This is a genomic window from Cellulomonas sp. P1_G12_2, from assembly GCF_056405535.1.
Genome location: NZ_JBFUBX010000006.1, coordinates 63,489 through 89,708, shown reverse-complemented (window position 1 = coordinate 89,708; position 26,220 = coordinate 63,489). Strand labels below are relative to the sequence as shown.

Below are 26,220 nucleotides of genomic sequence, written 5' to 3'. Positions count from 1 at the left end.
CGGGCCCTCCCACGCTACTGACGTACCAGGTCGGGGCGGCGCGCCGGTCGACCCGAGGACGACTCCGATCTCCGCCGCGCGGCTGAGGTGGCCCGGCTGTCCGACAGGCCACGATGACGCCATGACGACCGCCGGGCACCCCGAGACTCCGCCCCGCTGGCAGGAGTGGGTGCCGTCCGTCGCGGTGGCGACGGTGGTGGCGGTGCTCATCCTCATCACGCCGAACGTCACCTCGTACACCTCGTTCGACGGAGGGTCGTCGTGGTCCACGCCCGGCGGCATCGACCGGTTCACGCTGGTCGGCAGTCTGAGCGTGGTCGTGGGCGTGACCCTCGCGCGTCGCTGGCCGGTCTGGGCGACCGTGCTCACGGTCCTGCCGTTCATCCAGGTGCCGTGGAACGGCGGTTTCGTCTGGGGGTGGTGGCTCGGAATCCTGGCGGTGGCCGCGCTCGCCGCTCTGGACGGCGTCGTGCGGGCCGTGGTGCCGACGGCCGCCGCGCTCTTGGTCGCCGCCTGGTACTGCGGCACGGAGATGCCGGCGTATCTACCGATCGGGCCGGTCACCTCGGGGACCGGGGCGGACTTCGAGTGGGCCGCCCTGGCGATGTACGCGTTCTGGGTGCTGGCGGTCGTCGGGGTCGCGGCGGCCATCGGTGCGAGCCAGCGCTCACGGCGACGCCAGGCGGATGCGCACCTCACCGAGCGCCACGCCCTCCAGGTGGAGTCCCTCGCCGGTGAGCGCGCCCGGCTCGCCCGCGACCTGCACGACGTCGTCGCCCACCACGTGTCGCTCGTCGCGGTCCGGGCGGAGTCGGCGCCCTTCATCCACCCGGACCTGAACGACGACGCGCGCGAGGTCCTGGCCGCCATCGCGACCGACGCCCGCGAGGCCCTCACCGAGCTGCGTCAGGTGCTCGTCGTCCTGCAGCGCACGTCCGACGAGGGCGAGCGCATCCCGCAGCCGACCGCCTGCGACGTCGACGACCTGGTGGCCAGCGCGGTCGCGGCCGGTCAGCCGGTCGCCCTCGACGGCGAGTGGCGCGACGTCCCGCCCGCCGCCGGCTACGTCCTGTACCGGGCTGTGCAGGAAGGGCTGACCAACGCCCGCCGGCACGCACCGGGGGTGACCGCGCGGCTGAGCCGGACGCTGACCGACGGTGCGGTCGGCTTCCGGATGACCAACCCCGCCGGGCGCGACGCGGAGCCGGGGCGCGGGCTGATCGGGATGCGCGAACGCGTCGAGGCGCTGGGTGGCACGATGACGGCCGTGGTGATCGACAAGGAGTTCGTGCTCGAGGTTGCGGTGCCCCGGTGACCCGCGTCGTCGTCGCCGACGACCAACCGGTCGTCCTGCTGGGCTTCGCCGCCATCCTCGGCGCGGCACCCGACCTGCAGGTGGTCGGCGCGGCCCACGACGGCCGCGAGCTGCTGTCGCTCGTGGCCGCCGAGCGGCCGGACGTCGCGGTGGTCGACGTGCGGATGCCGCACCTGGACGGGATCGCCGCGACCGCCCGGATCACGGCCGAGCACCCGGCCACCCGCGTGCTGATCCTCACCACCTTCGACCTGGACGAGTACGTCTACGACGCCCTGCGGGCCGGTGCGAGCGGGTTCCTGCTCAAGGACGTCACGGCGGAGCGGCTGGTGGAGGCGGTGCGGATGGTCGCGGACGGGTCGATGCTGCTGGGCCCGACGGTGACGCGGAGGCTGGTAGAGGACTTCACCGCGCGCGTCCCGGCGCCCGTGCCGGTGGTCGGTATCGCGGACCTGACGCCCCGCGAGCTGGAGATCCTGCGCGCGGTGGCTCGTGGGCTGTCGAACGCGGAGATCGGCGCCGAGCTGTGGATCGCCGAGCCCACGGTGAAGTCCCACGTCTCGGAGGCCCTGCGCAAGCTCGGCTGCCGCGACCGTGTGCAGCTGGTGATCGCGGCCTACGAGTCGGGGCTGGTCGGGGTCTAGGAGCAGAGCTGCAGCGGCTCGTCCGCACCGGGCCGCAGGTCGAAGTGCTCCTCGTGACCGTCGACGTCGGTGAACACCGCCTCGTCGCCGGTCACCGTGAGCGTGCCCACCTGGGACGGGTTGTCCCAGCCGGCCGGCGGGTTGCCGGAGCCGTCGTCGAGCACTCCGCCCTGCCGCACGTACCAGTCGCCGCCGTAGTTCAGCTCGTGGATGCCGCAGTGCGTGTAGAGCGAGAACGTCGCGTCGAGCCTGGTCGGGAAGGGCTCGGCAGGAGCACCCGCGCAGCCCGCGAGCGCGACGCACGCGACGACGACGACCAGGGCGCGCCTCATGCCTGGTCTGTGTCCGCACGCGCACCGATCTTGCGTCCGACGTACAGCAGGTGGCCGGCGGTCGCGAGCGTGCCGGGGTCCGACGCCGTCTCCACCACCCGGTCGAGCAGCCGGCAGTACGCGGCGGGGTCCTCGACCCGCAACGCCTCGAACCCGCCCTCCACTCCGGTGAGGAACCCGTGCGTCGACGCCAGCAGCAGCGACGAGAACCCGTGCGACTCGAAGAACGGGCACACCTCGGTCGGCTGCACCCCGTGCACGTGCGTGAAGCGACCGGGCACCGCGTTCTCGAAGACGCCCTCGTCCAGCAGCCGGTCGACGAACGCCGGGTCGGCCAGCTGCCACCGCTCGTCGGGGAGCGAGAGCACCCGCCGGACGGAGGTGTACCGCGGCATGAGTGCGACGGCGACGAGCCCGTCGGGACGGGTGACACGGGCCAGCTCGGACGCGGCGAGCGCGCGGTCGTGCGCGTCGGACAGGTGGTACATCGGGCCGAGGGACAGGACCGCGTCGAACGTCCCGTCGGCCCAGCGCGACAGGTCACGGGCGTCGATCTCGACCACCTCCTGGACCGTGCCGGCGGGCAGCGACGACTCGGCGATGGCCAGCAGCTCGGGGGACAGGTCGGCCAGCGAGACGTCCCAGCCGAGCTCCGCCAGCCACACGGAGTACGGACCGGTGCCGCCGCCCAGGTCGAGCGCTCGCCCGGGCGTGCCGAGGTGCGGCTCCAGCAGGCGGGTCGTCAGGATCCGTTCGAGGAGGCCCTCGGGGGAGAGCAGCCGGTCCCGCTCGTGCTCGCTCTTCGCCGCGTAGTACGCGCGCACCGCCGAGGGGTCCATCAGGGGCGCCGCACGAGCGCGAAGACGCCCCAGCCGAGGTTCGGGCGCTGGTTCGTCACGTAGTCGAGGGGTGCCGTCGACAGCTCCTCGCGGAAGGCCGGCGCCAGCTCGTCGTCGGGGTGCTCGTCGAGGAACCGGCGGACGTTCAGCCACTGCGCGGCCACGTACCGGTCCCAGCTGTGCTCGTCGGCCAGCACCATCTCCACCAGGTCCCAGCCGGCGTCGCCGAACTGCCGGACCAGGTCGGGCAGGGACAGGAACTCGTTGGGCGGTCCGGCCTTCCAGAACGGCTCGCCGATGAGCGCGATGCCGCGCGGCTTCAGGGACCGGCCGAGCAGCTCCAGGGTGCCGACGACCCCGCCGCCGATCCACGTCGCCCCGACGCACGAGGCGACGTCCACCGGCTCGTCGGCGACGTACGAGGAGGCGTCGCCCTGCACGAACGCCACGTCGACGTTCAACGAGGTGGCCCGCTCCCGTGCCGCGGCGACGAACACCGTGCTCAGGTCCACCCCGGTCCCGACCGTCCCGTGGTCCCGCGCCCAGGTGCACAGGAGCTCGCCCTTGCCGCACGCGAGGTCGAGCACGGTCGCGCCCGGATCGAGGTGCAGCGCGCGGCCGAGGGTGGCCAGCTGCGCGTCGGTGAAGGGGTCGAGGATCCGGTGGCTGCGCTCGCGGATCGTGTGGTGACGGGGCAGGTCCATGAGCCGGACGGTACGACCGGCGGCGCACGCGAGCGAGCAGATATGACCCGCCGCGCGCGTATCACCACCCCGTGGTGCCTCTCTTCCCAGGTGACAGGTTCGACGACGAAGGGGGATGGCGATGTCGTACGGCATCGGCACGGAGTGGATCAACGCGTACAACAACCTCAATCCGCTGACGCACGAGCACGAGGACGCGGGCGGGTTCTGGGACGAGCTCCGCAACCACGACAGCGGGAACGGGATCTTCAACTGGGGCGACGGGAACGCGTTCGAGGACGACTTCAAGGCGAACGCCCGCGGCGGCCACGCCGACCAGTGGGTGGAGCAGGCCGACATCGTGTACTTCACGGGCCACGGCAGCCCGAGCGGCTTCTACTTCCGCAGCGACGTGCCGGACGACTCGCAGGTGCAGGGCGACTTCACGACGAGCGCGGCCGGCAACGACGGCGACCTGCGCCTGGGCCACGGCGACCTGGAGTGGCTGGGCCTGGAGGTCTGCAACACCCTGCAGATGGACGCGGTCCAACAGGGCGCCAACCGGGACGTGTTCGACCGCTGGGCCGACGCGTTCGAGGGCCTGCACGCGATCCTCAGCTTCACCACCACCAGCCTCGACCTGGCCAACCCCGGACGGGCGTTCGCGTCCGCGATGGACGGGCGCTGGCTCACGGCCATGTTCGGCATCCCCGAGTGGCTCATCGGGCGCCACCCGATGCGCGTGGTCGACGCGTGGTTCTGGATGGCCGAGTTCACGCAGCCCAGCTGGGTGGAGTCCGCCGTGCTCTACGCCAACAGCTCCGGCACCAACACGGGCGCCGACTTCCTGCACGACCACGGCTTCGTCAGCTCCGACCCGCACCGCGGCGGCTCCTGGTTCTCGTGGACCTGGATCCCGCACGCCTGCTGAGCACCCACCACCTTCGGAAGGAACAGCCATGACCACGATCTCGGTCGCCCGCGTGCGACCTGCTGCCCTGGACGACGAGCGCCTTCGCGCACTCGCCGAGGCGTTCCGCATCGACGGCGACGTCGTGCGCACCGAGGAGGCGTTCGCGCTCGTCGGCAAGGAGGCGACGCTCGTGCACGGCGGGCCGGGCAACCGGCTGGCCGGCGTCACGGCCCTCGTCGACACCGTCCGGGGCGTCGCCGCCGCCGACCCCGAGAAGGGTCACCCCGAGCCGCTGCCCGCCGACAAGGCCGTCGGCGTGACCGGCGAGCTGACCGAGCGGTACGGGCTCGGTCCGAAAGTCGCCCGGTTCGACGGCGTCCGGCTGGAGACGAGCATCGACGCGACCGTCGTGGAGGCGGTGCGCTTCGACGGCAAGGAGCGGACGCGGTTCGCGGTGAAGACCGACGTGCGCTCGCGGGTCACGCTCGACGGCATCCCGGTCACGGGCCCGCGGGCCGGCGTGAACGCGACGTTCCTCGACGACGACCGGCCGCTGCGCCTCATGGCGACCACCTGGGACGCCGTCGAGCTCTACCGCGAGGCCGAGCTGGTCGAGGAGGGCGAGGCGCTCGAGCGGGTGCTCGAGTCCGCCCGGCACCGCAAGAGCCGGACCGAGAAGCTTGCGGTCGTCTCGAGCGTCCTCGCGTACTGGGCGGCGCCCTACGAGGGCGGTGCCGACCTGCTGGAGCCGAGCTGGTTCGTCGAGGTGGCGCACCCCGCCGACGAGTACGGCAACGACGGGCCGAAGCAGCTGGTCAGGGTCCCGGCCGCCCGCTGAGCCACCGGACGGCCTGCGCAGTGAGGGGAGCGCAGGCCGTCCGGTACTTCTGCGTCACATGTCGCGGTAGCGCACAGCCTTCGACAGGGCGGCGCGCAGGCCGTCGGCGTCGAACCGCTGGACGTACGCCGCGGTGTCGCGCTGGTAGCGCCAGCCCTCCGAGAGAGCACCGACGTCGACCGCGTCGAAGCCGAGCTCGTCGATCAGCTCGGCCACCGCGGCCCGGGCCTCGTCCGAGTCGCCCGCGACGGCCAGCGCCCGGCGCGCGGGGGTGCCGGCGGGCACACCCTGCGTCGCGAGGTCGCTGAACATGATGTGGTTGAACGCCTTGACCACGTGCGACGCCGGCAGGTGGGTCTGGAGCAGCTCCGAGACCGTCGTCGACTCGTTGTCGAGCGACTCGATGTGGCCGTCGCGCTGCGGGTAGTAGTTGTTGGTGTCGATGACGACCTTGCCGGCCAGCGGCTCGACCGGCACGTCGTTCACGTTCTTGGTGGGGATCGTCACGACGACGACGTCCCCGGCTGCGGCGGCCTCGGCCGCCGTTCCCGCGCGTGCGCGGTCGCCGAGCTGCTCGACCAGGTCCGTGAGGGTCTCCGGGCCGCGGGAGTTGCTGACGACGACGTCGTAGCCGTGCGAGATCGCGAGCTGGGCGAGCGTGCCGCCGATGTGGCCTGCGCCGATGAATCCGATAGTGGTCATGGGTCACCGCAACCTCCACGACCGGGCGGGTGTTCCCGCGTAGCCTCGGCGGGTGACCCGATCCGCACCGCACGCGTGGCACGGCGTGCCGACGCCGGACGGCCCGACGGTCGTCGTCGGCGTGCTCCCGGGGCAGTCGCCGACCGTCGTGCAGCAGGCCGCGGGTCTCGCTCGCGCGATGCGCGCCGACCTCGTGTGCGTGTGGTCCGACGCCGCGCGCACCGTCGTCGCGCGGGAGCCGGACGGCACCCTCGTGACCACCCCGCTCGACCCGGACCACGTCGACGATCCCGGCGACGAGGTCGAGAGGTCCGTGGCCGTGGAGGTCGAGCGGAACCTCGAGGGCTCCGACGTGCCGTGGCGGTTCGTCTACACGGTCGGTGAGGCCTCGCGCGAGCTGGGCCGCGTCGCGGGCGACGCCGGCGCGGCGATGATCGTGGTCGGCAGCCGGCGCCCCGGGCTCGGCGGGTGGATGAACCATCTGATCGGCGGCTCGACGGCCGGCCACCTCGCCCACACCCAGCCGCTGCCGGTCACGATCGTCCCGCAGGAGCATCGGTGACGCGATCCCCGCACCTCGATCCGAGGCTGGTCGCGGTCGTGGCGCTGGGCGGAGCGGTGGGGACGACGGGCCGCTGGGCGGTCGCCGAGTGGCTGGGCACGTCCCCCGGCGGGTGGCCGACGGCGACGTTCGTCGTGAACGTCCTCGGGTCGTTCCTGCTCGGCGTCCTGCTCGAGGCGCTGCTGCGGCGCGGGGAGGAGTCGCGACGGGGTCGGCTGGTGCGGCTCGGCGCCGGCACGGGGGTGCTCGGCGGGTTCACCACGTTCTCCAGCCTGGCCCTCGAGCTGGAGCGACTGCTCGCGGCCGGTCAGGTGACCATGGCCGTGGCCTACGGGGTGCTGAGCGTGGTGCTCGGGCTGCTCGCCTGCGTCGCCGGCGTCGCGCTCGGTTCGCGGCGGGTGCGATGACCGTCCTGCTCATCGCCCTCTTCGGCGGGATCGGTGCCGCCACCCGGTTCGTCGTCGACGGCTCGGTCCGCTCGCGGTGGAACCGGGTGTTCCCGCTGGCCACGCTCGCGGTGAACGTGTCGGGGTCGTTCCTCATCGGCCTGCTCGCCGGCGCGCACGTCTACCACGGGCTCGGCGAGACCTGGCAGGTGGTGGCCGCGACCGGGTTCTGCGGCGGGTACACGACGTTCTCCACGGCGATGGTGGAGACCGTCCGGCTGATCCAGGCGGGCGAGCTGCGCCGCGCCACTGCGAACGCCGTCGGCTCGGTGCTGCTCTGCCTCGGCGCCGCGGCGTCGGGCGTCGCGCTGATGGCTCTCTAGACGCGCGTCAGGCGCACGCGGCAGTCGTCGCGCTCGTCGACCAGGAACTCGATCTCCAGCGCACCGGGAGCGTCCTGCTCCAGCTCCGCGAGCAGCCGGACCGGCTTGTGCGGTGCGACGAGGATCATGGACTGGCCGACGGGGATCGCGCTGAACGCACCGCGGATCGCCGCGTGCCGGACCGGGCGCGGCAGGCTGCGCGCGTCGACCACGATCTCCTCCTCGGACGCGTGCCCGCAGCCGCACACGTGGCCCTCGGTCGCCGCGGCGGGCGTGCCGGTCGAGATCTCGACGTGCTGCGTGGTCATGAGGTCCTCCGAGGTCGGTGACGGGCGCCCCCCGAGTATCCGGCGCCCCCTCCTCCCGAGACCGGGACCTAGGGCTCTACAGCGCCGGCTCCAGGAGCCAGTCGAGCACCTGGTCGGCGGACCAGCCGTCGGGGTACAGCTCGGCCAGGCGGCTCGCGCCGTCGAGGTCCGTGCCGAGGGTGACCAGCGCCTCCTCCTCGCGCCCGTCGGGCCGGGTCTGGCCCAGACCGACGTCAGCCGAGAGCGCGTTGCACAGGCACACCCGGCCCTCGGTGTCCTGCTCGGAGCCGCCCTTCTTGACGTACATGGCGACCGGTTCGGCCGGGCACCGGAACCCCACCCGGTTGTCGTCCCTCAGGTACGGCGACCGCAGGTAGCCCAGGTCGCAGAGGCGCGGCCGGGCGCTGCGGATCGCGGGGTCGGAGAGCGTGCCGGTCAGCTGGGCGACCTTGAACGGGAAGCCCGTCGGGGAGGCGTCCCCGTCGGTGAGGACCTCGAGCTCGCCGGCGCGCAGCAGGGCGAGGAGGCGGTCGCGCAGCTCGTCGGTCAGGCCCGAGTCCGAGCTGAGCGCGAAGGCGGTGCCCACCTGGACGCCGGTCGCGCCGGCGGCGAGGGCCTCCTGGACCGCCTCGGGCGTGCCCAGCGACCCGGCGAGCCAGAACGGCAGGCCGACCGCGGCGACCTTGCTGACGTCCGCCTGGTCCCGGGCGCCGAACACCGGCTGGCCGCGCTCGTCGCGCACCGGGCGACCCCGCGGCGGAGCGTTGTGACCGCCCGCGCGAGGGCCCTCGATGACGAACCCGTCCGGGCGGATCGTGGGGTCACGGGTGAGGTAGGCGGCCAGGACCTCGCTCGACACGATCGCGAGGAACAGCGGTCGGTCCAGCGCCGGCAGGTCGGGGCCGAGCAGGTCCGGCGGGTCGATCTCGACCACGTGGTCACCGCCGGGGTCGCCGGCGACGTCGACGGGCAGCTGCGTGGGGCGGTTCGCGGCGAGCTCGTCGAGCAGGTGCGGCAGGTGGCGCGGGATGCCGGCGCCGACCAGCACCGCGTCGACCCCGGCGAGCATGGCGCCGTACACCGCCGCCGGCATCGCCATCTGGACCTTCTCCAGGCAGTTGATGCCGATCGGGCCGTCGTGACCCTCCTTGGCCAGCCACACCTCGACGAAGCTGGCCAGCACGGTCAGCTCCTGGACCGAGCGCCCCGGGCGCATGCTCAGCCGCGGGACCGGTGTGTACGCCACGCCCGCCGCGCGGCCACCCGGGCGCAGGTGCCGCTTGAGCACGCGCTCGACGATCGCCGGGACGGGGAACGCGGCCATCGCGCGGCGGACCGAGCCGTCGAGGTCACCGTCCTCGAGCCGGCGGGCCAGCACGAGGTCCAGCGCGGTGCCGGACACGACGCCCAGCTGCCCGCGACGCGCGACCGCGGACGCCAGGCGCCACGACGAGACCGCGACGCCCATCCCGCCCTGGATGATCGTCGGCAGCGCGCGGCGCAGGGACCGGACGGGCGGTGGTGTCGGCATCGGACCTCTCCAGACCTACGGGAGCGTAAGTTACGCAACCGTAGGTGAAAGGTCCGGCGTGGAGCCGGGACCAACGACCCTGGCTGTCACATCCCCATCGCGTGGACGCCGCCGTCGACGTGCACGATCTCGCCGGTGGTGGCGGGGAACCAGTCCGAGAGCAGCGCGACCACCGCGCGGGCGGTCGGACCGGCGTCGCCGACGTCCCAGCCCAGGGGAGCCCGAGCATCCCAGCCGCCCTCGATCGCCTCGAAGCCGGGGATCGCCTTGGCCGCGGTCGACCGGATCGGGCCGGCCGCGACGAGATTGCAGCGGATCCCGTCGGGCCCGAGGTCGCGGGCGAGGTAGCGGGACGTCGACTCCAGGGCCGCCTTGGCCACGCCCATCCAGTCGTAGACCGGCCATGCGACGGTCGCGTCGAACGTCAGGCCGACCACCGAGCTGCCCCGGACCATGAGCGGCTGCGCGGCGACGGCCAGCGCCTTGAGCGAGTACGCCGAGATCTCCAGGGCCGTGGCCACATCGGACCACTCGCCGCCGAGGAAGTTCCCGCCGAGCACCGCCTGCGGGGCGAAGCCGATCGAGTGGACCACCCCGTCGAGCCGGTCGGCGTGCTCGCCGACCGCACCCGCGAGCGCGGCCAGGTCCTCGGCCGAGGTGACGTCGAGGCGGACCACCGGTGCCGGTGCCGGGAGGCGTCGGGCGATGACCTCGGTCAGCCGCTGCTGGCGTCCGAACGAGGTGAGCACCACCTGGGCGCCCTGCTCCTGCGCCAGCCGGGCGACGTGGAACGCGATCGAGCCCTCGGTGAGCACGCCGGTCACGAGGATCGTCTTGTTGTCGAGCAGCGCCATGGCGTCGACGGTAGCGCCCGGGGGACGGTTGCCTTGGGTCGTCCGGCCGGATGATCCCGTCGGACGACGTGGTAGATGCGCCGGACCGCACGATCGTGCTATTCATGGACTATGGGCAAAGGTGACGACACGCGTCAGGCGGTGATCGACCAGGCGGTCGAGATCGCCGGGCGCCTCGGCGTCGCCGGTCTGACCATCGGCACGCTCGCGTCCGCCACGGGCATGTCCAAGTCCGGCCTCTACGCGCACTTCCGGTCCAAGGAGGCGCTCCAGCTGGCCGTGCTCGCGAGCGCGCGGGAGCACTTCGTCGACCAGGTGATCCGCCCGGCGCTCGCGGCACCCCGTGGTGAGCAGCGCGTCCGCACCCTGTTCGAGCGGTGGCTCACCACCTCGTCCTCCGGTGCGGCCGGCTGCCTGTTCGTGTCGGCGGCCACGGAGTTCGACGACCAGCCCGGCCCGGTCCGCGACCAGCTGGTCCGGGACCACTGGGACCTCGCCGAGTCGCTCGCGCAGGTCTACCGCTCCGGTGCCAAGGACGGGGCGTTCCGGGACGATCTCGCGCCCGAGCAGTTCGCGCACGACCTGCACGGGCTGATGCTCGCGCACTTCCACGCCTTCCGGCTGCTGCGTGACCCGGCGGCCGAACCGCACACCCGCTTCGCCTTCGAGCGGCTGCTGCAGTCCCTCCTCCGCTGACTTCCCCTGGGAGACCTGAAATGACCCAGCTGTCGACCGAAAAAAGCACGACCGTTCGTACGCAGCTCCCGCCCGTCCCGCCGCTGGTCCGGTCCGCGGTGCGGGCCCTGGACCGGGTGGCCCCCGAGCTCGTCGCCCGCGGGGCGCTGCGGCTCTGGTGCACCCCTGCTCGCGCGAAGCACCCGTCGGCCATCCCCGGCGGCACCGCGTTCCGCACCGGTCCCATCGTCGGGCAGGTCTGGGGCGACGGACCGAGCGTCTACCTGGTGCACGGCTGGGGCGGCCACCGCGGGCAGCTGCGCTCGCTGGTCGAGCCGCTCCTGGCGGCGGGCCTCCGGGTGGTCGCGTACGACGCACCCGCGCACGGCGACTCGGGGCCTGGCGCCCTCGGTCGCCGGCGGACGACCCTGCCCGAGATGATGTCCGCGCTCGGCACGGTCATCGACGCGCACGGTCCGGCCCACGCGGTCGTCGGCCACTCCATGGGCGCGGCCGCGAGCGCGCTCGCCGTCCTGGACGGGACGCCGACCGAACGGCTCGTGCTGGTCACGCCGCTGGCCGACCCGTCCACCTACACGGTGGGCTTCGCGCACACGCTGGGGTTCAGCGAGCGGACCCGGCACCGGTTCGTCGTCCGCATGGAGAAGCTGGCGGGCCGCCGGCTGGCGGACCTCGACATCCCCGTGCGGGCCGCCAACGCGCGCCGGCCGCTGCCCGCGACGCTCGTGCTGAGCGACCGCGCCGACAAGGAGGCCGACCACGCCGACGGCACCCGCATCGCCCGCGCGTGGCCGGGTGCGGAGCTGGTGGTCAGCGACGGGCTGGGCCACCGCCGGATCCTGCGGGACGACGAGACGATCAAGCGGATCGTCGCGCACGTGACCGGCTAGTCGGCGTCCGACTCCAGCAGGGCGCTGACCGGGACCGTGCAGGCCTCACCGCGCCACGCCTCGAGGCCCTCGCGCACCGCGAACCAGGCGATGACCAGCGCGGCGAGCGGATCGGCCCACGTCCACCCGAGGGTGCTGTTCAGGACGAGGCCCACCAGCAGGACGCCGGACAGGTAGGCGCAGAGCAGGGTCTGCTTCGAGTCGGCGACCGCCGAGGCGGAGCCCAGCTCGCGTCCGGTCCGGCGCTCGAACCAGGAGAACAGCGGCATGATCACCAGGCTCGCGGCGGCGAGCACGATGCCGACCGTCGAGTGCTCCGGCTCGGAGCCGCCGAGCAGCGTCCGCACCGAGTCGAGGGTGACCACGAGGGCGAGCCCGAAGAACGAGACGGCGATCAGTCGCAGGGCGGTGCGCTCGCGGCTCTCGGGGTCGGGTGCCGCGAACTGCCACGCGACCGCGGCGGCCGACAGGACCTCGACCACCGAGTCGAGCCCGAACGCCAGGAGTGCCGACGACGATGCCATCCGCCCGGCGACCAGAGCGACGACCGCCTCGACCACGTTGTAACCGATGGTCAGGGCGACGACCCATCGGATGCGCCGCTGCAGGACCGTGCGTCGGGTCAGGAGCACGTGCACCCCGCCGATCCGCAGCAGGTGGGGTCGACGGTGACGACGAGCCGGAGCAGGTCGTCGAGGGCAGGCGCCAGGTGGGCGTCGGCCAGCCGGTACCAGGTCCGCCGGCCGTCCGGGACCGCCTCGACCAGGCCGCAGCCGCGCAGGCAGGCGAGCTGGTTGGACATCACCTGACGGGAGACGCCGAGCGCGTCTGCCAGGTCGGACGGGTAGGCCGGGGCCTCGCGCAGGACGAGCAGGACGCGGGTGCGGGTCTCGTCCGAGAGCGCGTGCCCGAGCCGCGCGAGCGCGGCCGTGTGGGTGAGGGTGACCGTCTCCATGGACGCGAGAGTACAGACAATCGTGTATTCATTGCTTGCGTAGATGCGCAATGATGGAAGGATGCTCAGCCCGCTCAGACACCCGGTGTACCGCAGGCTCTTCGCCGCGCAGGTCGTGGCGCTCGCCGGGACCGGGCTGGCGACGGTCGCCCTCGGTCTCCTGGCCTACGACCTCGCGGGCGCCGACGCGGGCTCGGTGCTGGGCACGGCCCTGGCGATCAAGATGCTCGCGTACGTCCTCGTCGCGCCGGTCGCGGCCGTCGTGGTGGCGCGCCTGCCCCGGCGCGCGGTGCTCATCGGTGCGGACCTGGTACGGCTGCTGGTGGCCTCGATGCTGCCGTTCGTCGGCGAGGTCTGGCAGGTGTTCGTCCTGATCTTCGTGCTGCAGGCGGCGTCGGCGACGTTCACCCCGACCTTCCAGTCGGTGATCCCGCAGGTGCTTCCCGACGAGGACGACTACACCTCCGCGCTGTCCCTGTCCCGGCTGGCCTACGACCTCGAGGCGGTGCTCGCACCGGTGCTCGCGGCGGCCCTGCTGCTCCTGGTCCCGTCCGACGCGCTCTTCATCGGCACCGCGATCGGGTTCGCCGGGTCCGCGCTGCTGGTGGGCTCGGTGGTCCTGCCGCGCGGGGTTCCACCCGTCCAGGGGCGGTTCACGCACGAGGTGCGGCGGGGTGCCGCTCTGTTCGTCCGGACGCCGGCGCTGCGGCCGGTGCTCGCGCTCAACCTGGTGGTCGCGGCCGCCGGGGCGTTCGTGCTGGTGCAGACCGTGGTGATCGTCCGCGGTGAGCTCGGTCTCGGGGACGGCGTCGTCGCGCTGGTGCTTGCCGCCAACGGGCTCGGCTCGATGGCGGCGGCGTTCACGCTCCCGCGGCTGCTGCGCCGGATCGCCGAGCGTCGCGTGATGCTGGGCGGGGCGGTCCTGCTCGCAGTCGCCACCGCCGCGATCCCCGTCGCGCTGCACAGCCTCGCCGCCGTGAGCGTGCTCTGGGTGCTCGTCGGGCTCGGCTGGGCCGCCGTCGAGACCCCCGTCGGTCGGCTCGTGCGCCGCGAGGTGTCCACCGAGGACCTCCCCGCGGCGTTCGCGGCGCAGTTCTCCCTGTCGCACGCGTGCTGGCTGGTCACCTACCCGCTCGCCGGCTGGCTCGGCACGCTCGGCCTCGGGGTCGCCGCCGTCGTGCTGGCCGTCGTCGCGACGGCGGGGACGATCGCCGCGACGCTGCTGTGGCCGAGCCCCGCACGGGTGCGCAGCCTGCGATCATGACGACGATGGCCACGAACCCCGCCGATCTCGACCACGCGGTCGACATCCTGCGCCTGCTCGCCGACCGGACCCGGCTGGCCGTCCTCGCCCTGCTGGACGGGACCGAGCTGTCCGTGACGGCGATCGCGGAAGCGCTCGACCGGCCGACGCCCGCCGTCTCCCAGCACCTGGCCAAGCTGCGCGCCGGCCACCTGGTCACGGCCCGCCGCGAGGGCACGACGATCTACTACTCGCAGGCCAACGAGCACGTGTCCGCGCTGGTCACCAACGTCCTCCAGCACACCGAGCACACGCTCTACCCGGTGCCGCCGCACCACCGCTGAGTCAGAGGCGCTTCTCCACGAGGACGACGTCCCGCCACTGGTCGGCCAGCGGGCCGTACGTCATCCGTCCGAGGCGCTCGCGCGTGCCGACCACCCGGAACCCGGCGGCCGCGTGCACGGCGAGGCTCGTCGCGTTCTCGGGGAAGATGCCGGACTGCACGGTCCAGATCCCCTCCGCGCGGGCGTTCTCGAGCAGCGCGGCCAGCAGCGTCCGCCCGATCCCGCGGCCCTGGGCGGCGGGATCGACGTAGACCGAGTGCTCGATGACCCCGGCGTACGCGCACCGGTCCGAGACGGGGACCGCGGCCGCCCAGCCGACGACGGCGCCGTCCTCGTCGACCGCGACGAGCCGGTGGGCCGGGAGCCGTGCCGCGTCGAACGCCTCCCATGTGGGCGGGGCGGACTCGAAGGTCGCGTGCCCGGTGGCGATCCCGGCGGCGTAGATGCGCTCGACGGCGGGCCAGTGCTCGGCGGTCAGGGGGAGCATCGACACGCTCATGCGGCGGCGCCGGCGGTCAGGTGGGTGCCCAGCTGGTGCGTGACCGCGTCGAGCGCCCCGGGGACCAGGGCGTAGTAGGCCCAGACGCCGCGCTTGTCGCGGGTGACCAGGCCGGCGTCGACCAGGACCTTGAGATGGTGCGACACCGTCGGCTGGCTGAGCCCGACCGGCTCGGTCAGGTCGCAGACGCACGCCTCGGCGCCGTCGTGCGACGCGATGAGCGACAGCAGGCGCAGGCGGGCCGGGTCGGCCAGCGCCTTGAGCACCTGCGACAGGTCGGCGGCCGCCTGCTCCGTGATCGCGTCGCGGGTGAGCGGGGTGCAGCACGCCCCGCCGGAGGCGGAGACGACGGGCAGGAGATCGAGAGCCATGGCACCAGTGTGCCTCAGACATTCACGTCTGTCGATATTGACAACCGTCGATGGATGGGTGCATCTTGTCCATCGATGGTTGTCGATGCCTGAGGAGGCGGACGAGATGGACGAGGTGCGGGAGCAGGTGCGTCAGCGCTACGCGTTGGCGGCGGTGGAGACGCAGGCCGGTCTCGGGGGGTGTTGTGGCGACGGAGGCTGCTGCGCGCCGGGAGCGGTCGTCGACGTCGACGAGAAGTTCGGGGCGGGTCTCTACAGCGCGCAGGACGCCGTGAGCGTCCCTGTCGAGGCGCTGGCTGCCTCGCTGGGCTGCGGGAACCCGCTGGCGATCGCGGAGCTGAGGGCGGGCGAGCGCGTGCTCGACCTCGGGTCCGGTGGCGGGATCGACGTCCTGCTGTCGGCGCGTCGGGTCGGCCCGGAGGGGTTCGCCTACGGGGTCGACATGACCGACGAGATGCTCGACCTGGCCCGCGCCAACGCGGTCAAGGCGGGGGCCACCAACGTGGAGTTCCGCAAGGGCACCATCGAGGACCTGCCCCTGGACGACGCCACGGTGGACGTCGTCATCTCCAACTGCGTGGTCAACCTGTCCACCGACAAGCAGGCCGTGCTCGCGGAGGCGTTCCGGGTGCTCACGCCGGGCGGGCGGGTGGGGATCTCGGACATCGTCGCCGAGGACCACCTCACGCCGGAACAGCGCGGCGAGCGCGGCTCGTACGTCGGCTGCATCGCGGGCGCCCTGTCCCGCACGGAGTACGTCGACGGCCTCACCCGCGCCGGGTTCACCGACGCGGAGGTCACGTTCACCCACCAGGTCGCGGACGGCATGCACGGCGCCGTGGTCCGCGCCCGCAAGCCCCGCACGGAGGAGTAGGCCATGCACCCGGAGCTGTTCGCAGTCCTGTACGACGAGCGCGAGCGTGAGCTGGAGGTCGAGCTGCGGCGCCGGCTCCTCCTCGCGGAGCGCGCGCCGCGGCCGGTGCGTTCCTGGCCGCGGCTGCCGCGGCTGACGTTCCGGGCGACGCCTACCGTCTGCTGCGCCCCCGCATGACGAGCGCGGCCGCGGTCACCCGCGGCCGCGCCCTCGGCGCACGGCCCAGACGCCGGCGCCGACGAGCGCCACCGCCAGCCCGCCGAGCACGGACGGCAGCGGGAGCGTGAGCGCGAGGACCACGCAGCCGACCAGCCCGAGCGCGGCCACCCAGCGCGGCGGCCGGCCCTCGTCGGCCCCCAGGCGCAGCGCGCTGGCGTTGGTCAGGGCGTAGTAGGTGAGCACGCCGAACGACGAGAACCCGATCGCGCCGCGCACGTCCAGGGTCGCGACGAGCACGATGACGACGGCCGCGACGGCGAGCTCCGCCCGGTAGGGGACGCCGTGCCGCGGGTGCACCGCTGCGAGGAACGGCGGCAGCTCGTGGTCGCGGGCCATCGCGAAGGCGGTGCGCGACACCCCGAGCACCAGCGCCAGCAGGGCGCCCAGCGACGCGACGGCGGCACCGACCTGCACGACCGGGCTGAGGGCCGCCCAGGACCCCGCCTCGACCACCGCGCGCAGGGGTGCGGCGGTCGCGGCCAGGACGTCCGGTCCCACCGCGAGGAGCGCGCAGACGCCGACGACGAGGTAGACCACCAGCACGATGCCGAGCGCGAGCGGGATCGCCCGGGGGATCGTGCGGCGCGGATCGACCACCTCCTCGCCCAGCGTGGCGATCCGCGCGTACCCGGCGAACGCGAAGAACAGCAGCCCCGCGGACTGCAGCACGCCACCGAGGTCGACGCCTGCGAGGTTCTCCGTCGACGCGGTCCCGCCGGCCACCGACGCCGCGACGACGACCGCGAGCGTCACGAGCGTGAGGGCGACGATCACCCGCGTGACCAGGGCCGTCTTCTGCACGCCGCGATAGTTCAGCGCGGTGATCGCGACGACCGCGAGGATGCCGACCAGGCGCGCCTGCCCGGGCGCTGCGTAGGACGCGAACGTCAGGGCCATCGCCGCGCAGCTCGCCGTCTTGCCGACGACGAACGACCAGCCGGCCTGGAACCCCCAGAACCGGCCGAGCCGCCGCCCCGCGTAGACGTAGGTGCCCCCCGACTCCGGGTACAGCGCCGCCAGCCGTGCCGACGACGTCGCGTTGCAGAACGCCACCACCGCGGCGATCGCCAGCCCGATCAGCAGACCCGACCCGGCGGCCTCGGCCGCGGGCGCGAAGGCGGCGAACACCCCGGCGCCCAGCATCGCGCCGAGCCCCACGACGACGGCGTCGGCGACCCCCAGCCGCCGGACGAGGGCGGTCACGCGCCGACCGGCTCCACGCCCAGCTCGTCGAGCAGGGTCAGGATCCGGCCGCGGATCTCGTCGCGGATCGGACGGACCGACTCGATGCCCTGGCCCGCGGGGTCCTCGAGCACCCAGTCCTCGTACCGCTTGCCCGGGAAGTACGGGCACGCGTCGCCGCAGCCCATGGTCACCACCACGTCGGAGGCCTGCACGGCCTCGGTGGTGAGCACCTTCGGCTGCTCCGCGCGGATGTCGATGCCGACCTCCGCCATCGCGTCGACCGCGACCGGGTTGACCTTGTCCGCGGGCATCGACCCGGCCGACAGGACCTCCACGGCGCCGCCGGACAGGGCTTTCAGGAAGCCGGCCGCCATCTGGGACCGGCCGGCGTTGTGCACGCAGACGAACAGGACGCTGGGCTGGGTCATGACACTCCAAGGGTGGTGAGCAGGGTCTGGACGCGGGAGTCGATGTCGGCGCGGATCGCCGCGACGCCGTCGGGGGAGGCGAGGGCGGGGTCGCCGACCGCCCAGTCCTCGTACCGGATGCCGGGGTAGACCGGGCAGACGTCGCCGCAGCCCATGGTCACCACGACGTCGGCGGCGCGCACGGCGTCGTCGGTCAGCGGCTTCGGGAAGCCGTCGACGCCCAGGGCGTCGAGCTCGGGACGGACGTGGGTGTGGATCGCGGCGGCGGGCGCCGAGCCCGCGGACCGGGCGAGGACCGCGTCGCCGGCGTAGCGCCGGAGCAGGGCGGCGGCCAGCTGCGAGCGACCGGCGTTGGCGACGCAGACGAACAGCACGCGGGGGACTGTCGTCGCGCCTTCGATGCGGGCGAGGTCGTCGAGGCGCTGCCGCGCGAACCGCTCGGCGAGGCCGACCGTGCGCGAGCCGGCGCCCGTCCTGGCGAGGGCCGTCGCGGAGTCGCGGACGACGTCGCGGACCCGGAGGGGGTCGATCGTCGGGTACCGCGGTGCGAGCTCGGCGGTGATGCGGTCGAGGCGGGCGTCGAGGTCCGGGATCGCCGCCGCCGTGCGCTCCTCGGTGCCGGCGAACGACTCCAGCACCGTGCGGACCGCGCCGCGGTGCTCCGGCGCGAGCCGGTACCAGACCCACGTGCCCCGGCGCTCGGCCGTGACCAGGCCCGCGTCCTTGAGCACCTTGAGGTGGTGGGAGACGGTCGGCTGCGACACCGACGTGAGCTCGCTGACGTCCTCGACGCAGACCTCGCCGGACGGGCTGGCGGCGATGAGCGAGAGCGCGCGCAGGCGCAGGGGGTCCGCGAGGGCCTTGAGCGAGCGAGCCACCTGGTCCGCGGACGCGGGGCTCATGGCGATGCTCGTCACGGGCCTATATTGATGGATCTCGATCCAAGGATCAAGCCGGTTCGGGCGCGTGCAGCTCGTCGGTGTGCGCCACGTGCCGCAGCTGGTGCCAGATGAGCACGACGAAGATCGCCGAGCCGACGAACGCGAACCAGAACGGCGCCGTCACCCCGTACCGCTGCGCGAGCAGGCCGCCGATCGCCGCGCCGACCACCAGCCCGCCGAACACCCCCACCAGGTTCACGCTCCCGACCCGCCCCTGGAGCTCGGTCGGCACCGCCCGCTGCCGGATGGTCACGGAGGTGGTGCCCCAGACGAACGCGTGCGCACCGAACACGAAGACGACCACCAGCGCGAACCAGGCGGTCGTGGTGAGCGCCAGCGCGAGGTGCGTGAGGGTCTCCACGATGAGCCCGATCCGCATGAGGTTGGCCAGGCTGACCCGTCGGGTGATCCAGCCGTAGGACACCGTCCCGACCAGCCCGCCGACGGCCCCGACCGTGGTGATGAGCCCGAACCCGATCGCCCCGAGGCCCAGCTGCTCCCGCGCGTAGAGCACGAGCACCGACCACGCGGCGCCGAACGTCACGTTGAAGATGAGGATGGTCAGCACCAGGGTCCGCACCGCTGCGTGGTGCCGGACCCAGCGGACACCCTCGGCGATGTCGTGCCGCAGGTGCGTGGTTCTCGGCTCGGTCAGGTGCGGGGGCAGCGAGATCCGCGAGACGAGCACCGCTCCGGCCGCCACCAGCAGCGCGTCCGCGGCGAACGGCCACGCCTGTCCGGCCGCGAACAGGAACGCCCCGAGGGGCGGGCCGACGAGCTGGTTCACGGTGACGAACCCGGCCAGGATGCGGCTGTTGGCCAGCGCCAGGTCGTCGCGCTGGACCAGCATCGGCACCATCGTGCCCGAGGCGTTGTCGGCGAACGTCTCCGCGGTGCCGAGCAGGAACATCGCCACCAGGACGAGCACGATGGTGGCCACGTCGAAGGCCACGGCGGCGGCCAGCAGGATCAGGACGACGGTACGCAGCGAGTCCACGAGGATCACGAGCCGACGCCGGTCCAGCCGGTCGGTGAGCGCGCCGGCCCACAGGCCGAACAGCAGCGGCGGCAGCCACTGGAGCAGGGCCGCGAGCGCGACGAGGAACGCGTCCTCGGTGCGCGACGCCACGAGGAGCGGGCCGGCGGCGATGACGATGCCGTCGCCGAGGTTGGAGCTCCACGACGAGGCGAGCAGCCACCGGAACCCGGTGCCCAGCCTGCGCGGGACGACGACGTCGACGATCCGGCTCACAAGGGCGAGACGCTAGTCGACGCCGACGAACAGGTCACCCGAGATCGGCGGCGGAGCCGCGGTACCAGTGGACGAACGCCTCTCCCGGCTCGCCGAGGTACCGGCGGAACGCGGACGGGTGGAGCGTGATCGGCCGGCGGTCCAGCCAGCTCGCCTTCGGCAGCCCGGGCACCCCCTGCGGGACCCGGAGGTAGTCACGGCGGCCGGTGCGGTCCTGCGACGTGAACCTCGCGACCTCGCACGTCGTGCCGACCACGGACAGGACGAGCACGGGGCGGTCCTTGCTGCCGGTGCCCTCCTCGAACGGCACCTGGGCGAACCAGACCTCCCCGGTCCGCGGTCGCGTCCCGCGTGGCCGGGTCGGGCGCTGACCGGCCCCCCGGGGGCGGCGTAGCCAGCCGATCAGGAGGATCGCGGCGATGACGCCGAGGGTGGCCCACGGGTGCTCGGCAGGCAGCTGCGCGATCTCGCTCACGCGAGCGAGCGTAGGGCTTCACTCTCCGTCTCGGACGGAGCGCTCCTCCGGTGCCCGGACGCCCAGCACGTCGCGCTCGAGCGCCACCAGCGCCTCGTCGACCACGCGGACGGTGGCAGCACGGTGACCCAGTGGGTGTGGCCGTCGGTACTGCTCGCGTTGCTCGTTCGTCAGGTACCACGGAGGCGCGGACGTCGACAGCAGCCGGTCCACCGCAGTGACCTTGGTGACTGCGTCGGGTGAGCCCAGCACCTTGACGCGCAGCAGGAGGAAGCGCAGGTCACCGGAGACCGAGCTGTCGGACGGCACCTTCCGGAGCGCCTCTGTCCTGGCCCGCTGCAGCACGGGCACGGCCTCGACGTACAGCTCGTACCGCCGCTCGCGACGCCACGCCTCCCGCTGCGCCCGCACGGAGAACCGGTGGCTGAGCCATGCGCCCACCACCACGCCGACGAGGCCGACGACCACGGTCACGGCTGCAGACGTGTCCACCGGTCCAGGCTACGGACCCCGCTCGTTCGCCGCCTCGGACTGCGGGACCAGCATGCCGCCGAGTCGCACCCCGAGGCGAGGGTCATCGCACGGGCTCGGCCTCCCGGGCGACCGGGACCACCGGGACCAGCACGAGCGAAGGCGCCGGGTCGGTGGCCAGCCGCGCGTGCGTCTCGACGTGGTACCGGTCGCTGCCGTACCGGAGCTTCGCGCGTTCGATCCCCTCGGCGGAGAACCCGGCGTTGGAGGCCACCCGGCAGGACGCGGGGTTGTTCACGCGGTGCCCGAGCTCGAGCCGGAACAGGCCGAGGGTGTCGAACGCGTAGGCGGCGACCGTGGCGAGCGCGCGGGACGCCAGGCCGTGGCCGCGGCGGCTGGCCGACACCCAGTACGAGGCCCACGCGGTGTCGTGCCGGCGCTCGATGTGGCTCAGCGCCACGTGGCCGACCGCCGTCCCGTCGACGCGGATCGCGAACGTGATCGTCCCCTCGTCGTGGGTGAGGTACCGCTCGATGTAGCTGCGGGCGGCCTCGGGCGTGCCGAGGGCCTCGTCGCCGAGCTGGACCGCGAGGTCGGGACTGTCCCGCACGGCGGCGGCGAGGGCCTCGTCGTCGTCGGTCGACCACGGGCTGAGCGTCACGTTCATGCGGCGGGGTCCAGCAACGCGTCGAACGGTGCGGTCGCCACGACGCCGGCGACCGTGCGCGCGAGCTCGTCGTCGAGGGTCACGAGGTAGTCGGCCTGCAGTCGCGTCAGGGCGACGTACTCCGCGGCGTAGGTGGACGCCCAGCCGAGCTCGTCGGCGATCTTCCAGGCCGTGTTCCGCAGGACGCCGTCACCGAGGAGCCGGATGGACATCCGGTTCAGTCGCGCGAGCCGCTCGCGGGCCTCCGAGGACGTGAGGTCGCCGCGGTGGACGGCCTCGTGCATCGCGGACAGCGCCTGCGAGCGCAGCAGGGTCGGGGCGAGCAGCTCGTGGTTCTCGGGCATCGCAGAGCCCGACTCCGCGAGCCGCAGGGCGGCAGCGGCGTCGACGACGAATCGGGTCATCCGAGAATCGTCGCACCGCGGTGCGACACGTGCTCTCATCTAGGCATGACCAGCACCGTCCTCATGCGGTCCTTGAGCTGGCTGCACCGCGCGCTCCTGCGGCTGACCGGCGGGCGGTTCGGCGGTGAGCTCGTGGGTCTGCCGTCGCTCGAGCTGGTGACGACAGGACGCCGGTCGGGCAGGCCTCGATCGTCGATGCTGACCGCGCCGGTCACGCTGGGGGAGACGCTCGTGATCGTGGCGTCCGCCGGGGGGAACGACGAGCACCCGTCCTGGTTCCTCAACCTGCGCGACCACCCGCAGGTGCAGGTCGCGCTCGGCGGCGGCCCCGCCCGTCCGATGCTGGCCCGGGTGGCGACGACGGACGAGCGCGACCGGCTCTGGCCGCGGATCGTCGAGGCGCTGCCGAACTACGCGCGGTACCAGGAGCGGACGTCCCGCGTGATCCCCGTGGTCCTCCTCGAACCGGTCTGAGCGTCGGCGCCCGCCGCTAGGGTCGCGCCATGATCCGGACGCTCGCGGTCGAGGGGTACCGCAGCCTGCGCTCCCTCGTCCTGGGCCTGGACGACCTCACGGTGGTCACCGGTGCCAACGGGAGCGGCAAGACGAGCGTCTACCGGGCACTCCGCCTGCTCGCCGAGGTGGCTCGTGACGGTGCCGTCTCGTCGCTGGCGCGCGAGGGCGGGATGCGGTCCGCGATGCACGCCGGCCGGCGCTCGGAGGGGCCGGTCGCGGTCCGGCTGGGCATCGCCACCGAGGACCTCTCGTACGCGATCGACCTGGGACTGCCGCAGCTGGGTCCGTTCAAGCTCGACCCCGAGATCAAGTCCGAGGTCGTGTGGGCCGGCGCCGTGCTGCGGCCGTCGACGGTCCTGACCGAGCGCACCGGATCGCGGATCCGCACGCGCGACGACTCCGGCGCGTGGACGACCGTCCCGCTCACCGTCGGCGACCACGAGTCGGTCATGGCGCTCCTGGCCGACCCCGCCGCGACGCCCGACCTGTTCGCGCTGCGGGAGCAGGCCCGCCGCTGGCGGTTCTACGACCACCTGCGGACCGACGCCGAGTCCCCGGCGCGGCGGCCGGGGATCGCCACCTTCACGCCGGTGCTCTCCGCCAGCGGCGACGACCTCGCCGCGGCGCTGCTGACGATCGACCGGGTCGGAGACGCCGATGCGCTGCAGGCGTCGGTCGACGTGGCGTTCCCGGGCTCGCGTCTCGTGGTCACGGAGGAGGACGACGGCGTCTGCCGCGTCGGCATGACCCAGCCCGGGCTTCGCCGCCCCCTGTCCGCCGCCGAGCTGTCCGACGGCACGCTCACGTTCCTGCTGCTGGTCGCCGCCGCGCACGCCACCCGACCGCCGGACCTGCTGGTCCTCAACGAGCCGGAGTCGAGCCTGCACCCGAGCCTCATGCCCGCCGTGGGTGCCCTCATCGCGGCGGCGGCGGCGGAGCGGTCGCAGGTGCTCGTCGTCACCCACTCCGAGGACCTGGTCCGGGCCCTGCGTTCGGCGGGCGCCACCACCATCGAGCTCACCAAGGGAGGCGGTGCGACCTCGGTGGACGGAGCCGGGCTGCTCGACGGTCCCCCGTGGACGTGGCCGAAGCGATGAGCGAGGCGTACTGGGACGGCCAGGCGGCGACCTACGACCGCACGACCGCGTTCCTCGAACCCCGGCTGCTCGCGCCGGCGCGGCAGTGGATCGCCGAGCGCGTCTCGGGCCGGACTCTCGAGGTCGGCGTCGGCACCGGGGCCAACCTGCCCTACTACGCCGACCGCGTCACCGACCTCACGCTCACCGACGTCAGCGCCGCCATGCTCCGGGCAGCCTCCGCACGGGCCGCGGCGATCGGCGTCCCGGTGCGCCTGCTGCAGGCCGACTCCGCGCACCTGGACCTGCCGGACGCCTCGTTCGACACCGTCGTGAGCACGCTGGCCCTGTGCTGCGTGGACGACGAGCTCGCCGTGCTGGCCGAGCTCGCGCGCGTGCTGCGCCCGGGCGGCCTGCTGCTGATGGCCGACCACGTGGAGTCGTCCGCCGGCTTCGGCCGCGCGGTGCAGGGCATGCTCGAGCGCGTTACGCCTCGTCACGCGGGAGAGCACTACCGCCGACGGCCTCTGCTGCTGCTGGAACCGGCCGGCCTCGAGCTCGTCGAGAGCGCCGCGTCGCGCTGGCGGCTGGTCGAGCGGCTGTCCGCGAAAGTCGTCGGGACGTGATGTCGATCCGGTGGTTCCACCGCTCGACTGACGGGTGAGAGGGTCCGATGGGGGCCCACGACACAGCCAGGAGACGACCGTGAAGTACATGCTGATCATGCGCGCGACCGACGAGGCGCTCGAGGCGTTCCAGAGCGTCGACTTCGAGCAGATCATGGAGGCGATGGGTCGGTTCAACGACGAGATGATCTCCGCCGGCGTCCTGGTGGCCGCCGAGGGCCTGGACGACGCGGCCGACGGGGTCGTCATCGACTTCTCCTCGCAGCCGCCCGTCGTCAGCGACGGCCCGTACGGCGAGACCAAGGAGCTGTTCGGCGGCTTCTGGATCCTCGACGTCGCGTCCAAGGAGGAGGCCGTCGAGTGGGCCAAGCGCGCACCCATGACGGGCCCCGGCCAGAAGACCGAGATCCGCCGGGTGACGACCATCGAGGAGTTCCCGCAGGACAACGAGTGGATCCAGAAGGAGCGCGCGTGGCGGGAGCGGACCGGGCAGCTCTGACCGGCGGGAAGGCGAGCGAACCCGTGGCGGGAGCGGAGCGGCCAGCTCGGACCGGCTCCGGCTCGGGTCGCGACGCGGTCGAGGCCGTCTGGCGGATCGAGTCCGCGCGCATCGTCGCGACCCTGGCCCGGTTCACCGGGGACTTCTCGCTCGCGGAGGACCTGGCCCAGGAGGCGCTGGCCGCGGCGCTCGTGGCGTGGCCGCGCGACGGCGTGCCGAGCAACCCCGCGGGCTGGCTGCTCACGGTGGGTCGTCGGCGCGCGATCGATGCCTACCGTCGCCGGTCGGCACTCGACGAGCGGTACGCCCTCCTCGCCCGGGACCTGGGCGAGGAGGGTGACGACGACTGGGACCCCGACCGGATCGACGACGACGTGCTGGCCCTGATGTTCATCGCGTGCCACCCGGTGCTCTCGCGGGAGGCCCAGATCACGATGACGCTCCGGGTGGTCGGCGGCCTGACCAGCGACGAGATCGCCCGGGCGCTCCTGGTGCCCACCGCCACGGTCCAGGCGCGGATCACCCGCGCCAAGAAGACGCTCGCGGCGGCACAGGTGCGGTTCGACGTGCCGCCCGCCGACGAGCGCCGCGCACGCCTCGGCTCGGTGCTCCACGTCCTATACCTGGTGTTCACCGAGGGCTCGTCGGCCACGACCGGCGCCGACTGGATCCGGACCGACCTGGCCCACGAGGCGATCCGGCAGACCCGTGTGCTGGCGCAGCTGGTGCCCGACGAGGCCGAGGTGCACGGGCTGCTCGCCCTGCTCGAGCTCACCGCCGCCCGGTTCCCGGCGCGGGTGCGCGACGACGGTGCCCCGGTGCTGCTCGAGGCGCAGGACCGCAGGCGCTGGGACCGCGCGGCGATCCGGCGCGGGCGGGCCGCCCTCGCCACCGCCGGGCRTGTGGGCCGTGGGCTCGGGGCGTACGGCGCCCAGGCGGCGATCGCCGAGTGCCACGCGGTCGCGCCCTCCGTGGCTGCGACCGACTGGGACCGGATCGTGCTGCTGTACGAGGCGCTCGGCCGCCTGGCACCGTCTCCCGTGGTGGAGCTCAACCGGGCGGTGGCGGTCTCCATGGCGCAGGGGCCGGCGGCGGCGCTGCCCCTGGTCGACGAGCTCGTCGCCACCGATCGGCTCTCGGGATCGCACCTGCTGCCGAGCGTCCGCGGCGAGCTGCTGACCCGGCTGGGCCGGACCGACGAGGCCCGGCGCGAGCTGGAGCTCGCGGTCCGGCTGTGCGGAAACGCGCGGGAGCGGGGTGTGCTGGAGGGCAAGCTCGCCGCGCTGACGCGCTGAACTG

Annotated in this window: 37 protein-coding genes; 18 read left to right on the top strand and 19 right to left on the bottom strand. The window is 73.5% G+C overall.

Annotated elements, in window-relative coordinates:
- Nucleotides 1–121 precede the first annotated feature (121 nt).
- On the top strand, nt 122–1,315 hold the full coding sequence (locus AC1DXT_RS17325; protein WP_477062541.1) for a sensor histidine kinase: 1,194 nt from the start codon (nt 122–124) through the stop codon (nt 1,313–1,315).
- Entirely contained in the window at nt 1,312–1,959 is a 648-nt protein-coding gene (locus tag AC1DXT_RS17320; protein WP_477062540.1) for a response regulator, read from the top strand. The genes AC1DXT_RS17325 and AC1DXT_RS17320 overlap by 4 nt, the downstream gene beginning before the upstream one ends.
- On the opposite strand, the gene AC1DXT_RS17315 is transcribed toward AC1DXT_RS17320, so the two are convergent.
- Genes AC1DXT_RS17315 through AC1DXT_RS17305 form a run of 3 tightly spaced genes read right to left on the bottom strand, consistent with a single transcriptional unit; the run spans nt 1,956 to nt 3,834 of the window.
- Nucleotides 1,956–2,291, bottom strand: a complete 336-nt coding sequence (locus AC1DXT_RS17315) for a hypothetical protein (protein WP_477062539.1) — start codon at nt 2,289–2,291, stop codon at nt 1,956–1,958. The genes AC1DXT_RS17320 and AC1DXT_RS17315 overlap by 4 nt on opposite strands.
- Nucleotides 2,288–3,130 (bottom strand): class I SAM-dependent methyltransferase, encoded by an 843-nt coding sequence (locus tag AC1DXT_RS17310; RefSeq protein ID WP_477062538.1) that lies wholly within the window; start codon nt 3,128–3,130, stop codon nt 2,288–2,290. The genes AC1DXT_RS17315 and AC1DXT_RS17310 overlap by 4 nt, the downstream gene beginning before the upstream one ends.
- The gene (locus AC1DXT_RS17305) at nt 3,130–3,834 is read right to left on the bottom strand and encodes an SAM-dependent methyltransferase (RefSeq protein WP_477062537.1); all 705 of its coding nucleotides are present in this window, start codon (nt 3,832–3,834) and stop codon (nt 3,130–3,132) included. Before AC1DXT_RS17305 ends, AC1DXT_RS17310 begins: the two co-directional genes overlap by 1 nt.
- Nucleotides 3,835–3,955: 121 nt before the next feature.
- Between AC1DXT_RS17305 and AC1DXT_RS17300 the strand changes: the two genes are divergently transcribed.
- Nucleotides 3,956–4,744 (top strand): DUF6345 domain-containing protein, encoded by a 789-nt coding sequence (locus AC1DXT_RS17300; protein WP_477062536.1) that lies wholly within the window; start codon nt 3,956–3,958, stop codon nt 4,742–4,744.
- Nucleotides 4,745–4,772: 28 nt separating this feature from the next.
- Nucleotides 4,773–5,564: a hypothetical protein gene (locus tag AC1DXT_RS17295; RefSeq protein ID WP_477062535.1), complete on the top strand. Its 792-nt coding sequence runs from the start codon at nt 4,773–4,775 to the stop codon at nt 5,562–5,564.
- Nucleotides 5,565–5,618: 54 nt separating this feature from the next.
- On the opposite strand, the gene AC1DXT_RS17290 is transcribed toward AC1DXT_RS17295, so the two are convergent.
- Nucleotides 5,619–6,266, bottom strand: coding sequence for an NADPH-dependent F420 reductase (locus tag AC1DXT_RS17290; protein WP_477062534.1), 648 nt, complete (start codon nt 6,264–6,266; stop codon nt 5,619–5,621).
- A gap of 52 nt (nt 6,267–6,318) precedes the next feature.
- Here AC1DXT_RS17290 and AC1DXT_RS17285 point away from each other — a divergent pair, with 52 nt between their 5' ends.
- From AC1DXT_RS17285 to crcB, 3 genes are read left to right on the top strand one after another with little or no spacing between them, the layout of a single operon-like run.
- Entirely contained in the window at nt 6,319–6,828 is a 510-nt protein-coding gene (locus AC1DXT_RS17285) for a universal stress protein (protein ID WP_477062533.1), read from the top strand.
- Nucleotides 6,825–7,235 carry a fluoride efflux transporter FluC gene (locus AC1DXT_RS17280; protein ID WP_477062532.1) on the top strand — a complete coding sequence of 137 codons (411 nt, stop codon included), beginning with the start codon at nt 6,825–6,827 and terminating at the stop codon, nt 7,233–7,235. Before AC1DXT_RS17285 ends, AC1DXT_RS17280 begins: the two co-directional genes overlap by 4 nt.
- Nucleotides 7,232–7,597 carry a fluoride efflux transporter CrcB gene (crcB, locus tag AC1DXT_RS17275; protein ID WP_477062531.1) on the top strand — a complete coding sequence of 122 codons (366 nt, stop codon included), beginning with the start codon at nt 7,232–7,234 and terminating at the stop codon, nt 7,595–7,597. Before AC1DXT_RS17280 ends, crcB begins: the two co-directional genes overlap by 4 nt.
- Here crcB and AC1DXT_RS17270 read toward each other — a convergent pair.
- The 3 genes from AC1DXT_RS17270 to fabI all read right to left on the bottom strand — a co-directional run bounded on the left by AC1DXT_RS17270 (nt 7,594) and on the right by fabI (nt 10,290).
- The gene (locus AC1DXT_RS17270) at nt 7,594–7,905 is read right to left on the bottom strand and encodes a DUF2249 domain-containing protein (RefSeq protein ID WP_477062530.1); all 312 of its coding nucleotides are present in this window, start codon (nt 7,903–7,905) and stop codon (nt 7,594–7,596) included. The two genes, crcB and AC1DXT_RS17270, sit on opposite strands and share 4 nt — an antisense overlap.
- A gap of 76 nt (nt 7,906–7,981) precedes the next feature.
- Nucleotides 7,982–9,436 carry a nitronate monooxygenase gene (locus tag AC1DXT_RS17265; RefSeq protein WP_477062529.1) on the bottom strand — a complete coding sequence of 485 codons (1,455 nt, stop codon included), beginning with the start codon at nt 9,434–9,436 and terminating at the stop codon, nt 7,982–7,984.
- Nucleotides 9,437–9,522: 86 nt separating this feature from the next.
- Nucleotides 9,523–10,290 carry an enoyl-ACP reductase FabI gene (gene fabI / locus AC1DXT_RS17260; protein ID WP_477062528.1) on the bottom strand — a complete coding sequence of 256 codons (768 nt, stop codon included), beginning with the start codon at nt 10,288–10,290 and terminating at the stop codon, nt 9,523–9,525.
- Nucleotides 10,291–10,401: 111 nt separating this feature from the next.
- Here fabI and AC1DXT_RS17255 point away from each other — a divergent pair, with 111 nt between their 5' ends.
- Together AC1DXT_RS17255 and AC1DXT_RS17250 are read left to right on the top strand one after the other, a co-directional pair.
- Nucleotides 10,402–10,986, top strand: coding sequence for a TetR/AcrR family transcriptional regulator (locus AC1DXT_RS17255; protein WP_477062527.1), 585 nt, complete (start codon nt 10,402–10,404; stop codon nt 10,984–10,986).
- A 20-nt stretch (nt 10,987–11,006) separates the two neighbouring features.
- Entirely contained in the window at nt 11,007–11,876 is an 870-nt protein-coding gene (locus tag AC1DXT_RS17250; RefSeq protein WP_477062526.1) for an alpha/beta fold hydrolase, read from the top strand.
- On the opposite strand, the gene AC1DXT_RS17245 is transcribed toward AC1DXT_RS17250, so the two are convergent.
- Both AC1DXT_RS17245 and AC1DXT_RS17240 read right to left on the bottom strand, forming a co-directional pair.
- Nucleotides 11,873–12,514, bottom strand: coding sequence for a cation efflux transmembrane domain-containing protein (locus AC1DXT_RS17245; RefSeq protein WP_477062525.1), 642 nt, complete (start codon nt 12,512–12,514; stop codon nt 11,873–11,875). The two genes, AC1DXT_RS17250 and AC1DXT_RS17245, sit on opposite strands and share 4 nt — an antisense overlap.
- Complete coding sequence (locus AC1DXT_RS17240; RefSeq protein WP_477062524.1) at nt 12,499–12,831, bottom strand: ArsR/SmtB family transcription factor; 333 nt, start codon at nt 12,829–12,831, stop codon at nt 12,499–12,501. Before AC1DXT_RS17240 ends, AC1DXT_RS17245 begins: the two co-directional genes overlap by 16 nt.
- Nucleotides 12,832–12,892: 61 nt before the next feature.
- On the opposite strand from AC1DXT_RS17240, the gene AC1DXT_RS17235 reads away from it, so the two are divergent.
- Complete coding sequence (locus tag AC1DXT_RS17235) at nt 12,893–14,095, top strand: MFS transporter (protein WP_477062523.1); 1,203 nt, start codon at nt 12,893–12,895, stop codon at nt 14,093–14,095.
- Nucleotides 14,092–14,418, top strand: coding sequence for an ArsR/SmtB family transcription factor (locus AC1DXT_RS17230; protein WP_421742948.1), 327 nt, complete (start codon nt 14,092–14,094; stop codon nt 14,416–14,418). Before AC1DXT_RS17235 ends, AC1DXT_RS17230 begins: the two co-directional genes overlap by 4 nt.
- A gap of 1 nt (nt 14,419) precedes the next feature.
- On the opposite strand, the gene AC1DXT_RS17225 is transcribed toward AC1DXT_RS17230, so the two are convergent.
- Together AC1DXT_RS17225 and AC1DXT_RS17220 are read right to left on the bottom strand one after the other, a co-directional pair.
- Complete coding sequence (locus tag AC1DXT_RS17225) at nt 14,420–14,905, bottom strand: N-acetyltransferase family protein (protein ID WP_477062522.1); 486 nt, start codon at nt 14,903–14,905, stop codon at nt 14,420–14,422.
- Nucleotides 14,906–14,913: 8 nt separating this feature from the next.
- Nucleotides 14,914–15,288 carry an ArsR/SmtB family transcription factor gene (locus AC1DXT_RS17220; RefSeq protein WP_477062521.1) on the bottom strand — a complete coding sequence of 125 codons (375 nt, stop codon included), beginning with the start codon at nt 15,286–15,288 and terminating at the stop codon, nt 14,914–14,916.
- 106 nt (nt 15,289–15,394) lie between these two features.
- On the opposite strand from AC1DXT_RS17220, the gene arsM reads away from it, so the two are divergent.
- Nucleotides 15,395–16,162 (top strand): arsenite methyltransferase, encoded by a 768-nt coding sequence (gene arsM, locus AC1DXT_RS17215; RefSeq protein ID WP_477062622.1) that lies wholly within the window; start codon nt 15,395–15,397, stop codon nt 16,160–16,162.
- Between the two features lie 3 nt (nt 16,163–16,165).
- A complete protein-coding gene (locus AC1DXT_RS17210; RefSeq protein ID WP_421742950.1) occupies nt 16,166–16,339 on the top strand; it encodes a hypothetical protein in 174 nt (57 codons plus the stop codon).
- A gap of 15 nt (nt 16,340–16,354) precedes the next feature.
- Here the strand turns inward: AC1DXT_RS17210 and AC1DXT_RS17205 are convergent, their stop codons facing one another.
- The 8 genes from AC1DXT_RS17205 to AC1DXT_RS17170 form a co-directional block, all read right to left on the bottom strand.
- Entirely contained in the window at nt 16,355–17,584 is a 1,230-nt protein-coding gene (locus AC1DXT_RS17205) for an APC family permease (RefSeq protein WP_477062520.1), read from the bottom strand.
- Nucleotides 17,581–17,994 carry an arsenate reductase ArsC gene (locus AC1DXT_RS17200; RefSeq protein ID WP_477062519.1) on the bottom strand — a complete coding sequence of 138 codons (414 nt, stop codon included), beginning with the start codon at nt 17,992–17,994 and terminating at the stop codon, nt 17,581–17,583. The genes AC1DXT_RS17205 and AC1DXT_RS17200 overlap by 4 nt, the downstream gene beginning before the upstream one ends.
- Nucleotides 17,991–18,896 carry a metalloregulator ArsR/SmtB family transcription factor gene (locus tag AC1DXT_RS17195; protein WP_477062621.1) on the bottom strand — a complete coding sequence of 302 codons (906 nt, stop codon included), beginning with the start codon at nt 18,894–18,896 and terminating at the stop codon, nt 17,991–17,993. The genes AC1DXT_RS17200 and AC1DXT_RS17195 overlap by 4 nt, the downstream gene beginning before the upstream one ends.
- Before the next feature lie 46 nt (nt 18,897–18,942).
- On the bottom strand, nt 18,943–20,187 hold the full coding sequence (locus tag AC1DXT_RS17190; protein WP_477062518.1) for an MFS transporter: 1,245 nt from the start codon (nt 20,185–20,187) through the stop codon (nt 18,943–18,945).
- Nucleotides 20,188–20,221: 34 nt separating this feature from the next.
- A complete protein-coding gene (locus AC1DXT_RS17185) occupies nt 20,222–20,662 on the bottom strand; it encodes a type II toxin-antitoxin system PemK/MazF family toxin (RefSeq protein ID WP_477062517.1) in 441 nt (146 codons plus the stop codon).
- An 18-nt stretch (nt 20,663–20,680) separates the two neighbouring features.
- Complete coding sequence (locus AC1DXT_RS17180; protein ID WP_477062516.1) at nt 20,681–21,154, bottom strand: hypothetical protein; 474 nt, start codon at nt 21,152–21,154, stop codon at nt 20,681–20,683.
- Between the two features lie 82 nt (nt 21,155–21,236).
- Nucleotides 21,237–21,800: a GNAT family N-acetyltransferase gene (locus tag AC1DXT_RS17175; RefSeq protein ID WP_477062515.1), complete on the bottom strand. Its 564-nt coding sequence runs from the start codon at nt 21,798–21,800 to the stop codon at nt 21,237–21,239.
- Nucleotides 21,797–22,204, bottom strand: coding sequence for a type II toxin-antitoxin system VapC family toxin (locus AC1DXT_RS17170; protein ID WP_477062514.1), 408 nt, complete (start codon nt 22,202–22,204; stop codon nt 21,797–21,799). The genes AC1DXT_RS17175 and AC1DXT_RS17170 overlap by 4 nt, the downstream gene beginning before the upstream one ends.
- Before the next feature lie 45 nt (nt 22,205–22,249).
- On the opposite strand from AC1DXT_RS17170, the gene AC1DXT_RS17165 reads away from it, so the two are divergent.
- The 5 genes from AC1DXT_RS17165 (at nt 22,250) to AC1DXT_RS17145 (ending at nt 26,216) form a co-directional block, all read left to right on the top strand.
- Nucleotides 22,250–22,678, top strand: a complete 429-nt coding sequence (locus tag AC1DXT_RS17165) for a nitroreductase/quinone reductase family protein (protein WP_477062513.1) — start codon at nt 22,250–22,252, stop codon at nt 22,676–22,678.
- A gap of 29 nt (nt 22,679–22,707) precedes the next feature.
- Entirely contained in the window at nt 22,708–23,817 is a 1,110-nt protein-coding gene (locus tag AC1DXT_RS17160) for an AAA family ATPase (RefSeq protein ID WP_477062512.1), read from the top strand.
- Nucleotides 23,796–24,422, top strand: coding sequence for a class I SAM-dependent methyltransferase (locus AC1DXT_RS17155; RefSeq protein ID WP_477062511.1), 627 nt, complete (start codon nt 23,796–23,798; stop codon nt 24,420–24,422). Before AC1DXT_RS17160 ends, AC1DXT_RS17155 begins: the two co-directional genes overlap by 22 nt.
- A 79-nt stretch (nt 24,423–24,501) precedes the next feature.
- Nucleotides 24,502–24,921 (top strand): YciI family protein, encoded by a 420-nt coding sequence (locus AC1DXT_RS17150; protein WP_477062510.1) that lies wholly within the window; start codon nt 24,502–24,504, stop codon nt 24,919–24,921.
- 23 nt (nt 24,922–24,944) lie between these two features.
- Complete coding sequence (locus tag AC1DXT_RS17145) at nt 24,945–26,216, top strand: RNA polymerase sigma factor (protein WP_477062620.1); 1,272 nt, start codon at nt 24,945–24,947, stop codon at nt 26,214–26,216.
- Nucleotides 26,217–26,220 lie beyond the last annotated feature (4 nt).